At 73.5% G+C, this 385-nt stretch carries 1 protein-coding gene; it reads right to left on the bottom strand.

Going from position 1 to position 385, the window contains the following annotated elements; translation table 11 throughout:
- Positions 1–378: hypothetical protein (locus QQX13_RS13790; RefSeq protein WP_301153691.1), on the bottom strand; the 378-nt coding region annotated here is incomplete at its 3' end.
- Positions 379–385 lie beyond the last annotated feature (7 nt).

Below are 385 nucleotides of genomic sequence, written 5' to 3'. Positions count from 1 at the left end.
CGCGTCGAGCATCACGGTGATCTGCGAGGCCGCCTCGACCGACAGGTCCCCTGCCGCCAGTGCCGCCGCCACATGCGGATGCCGCGGCGGCGGCGGCGTGGGAGTCGGTGTCGGGTCGGGGGTCGCCTCGTCAGGGTCAGGCTCACCGTCGCCATCAGGGTCACCACCACCATCAGGGTCGGGGTCGCCATCAGGGTCGGGGTTGGGGGCGCCGTCGGGGTCGGGGTTGGGGGCGCCGTCGGGGTGGGGGTTGGGGGTGTCGGTGTCACCGTTGTCGAGTTCGTCGATTGCGGCGGCGTTCTCGGCGTCCTCGAGGAGGCGACCGACGCCAAGGAGCCGGAACGCCTCAGCGCGGGTCGACCCGCGTCGGGCGGCCATCAGGTCC

The sequence above is a fragment of the Demequina lignilytica genome (assembly GCF_030418375.1).
Lineage (GTDB): Bacteria > Actinomycetota > Actinomycetes > Actinomycetales > Demequinaceae > Demequina > Demequina lignilytica.
This window is presented reverse-complemented; position numbering and strand designations above follow the sequence as displayed.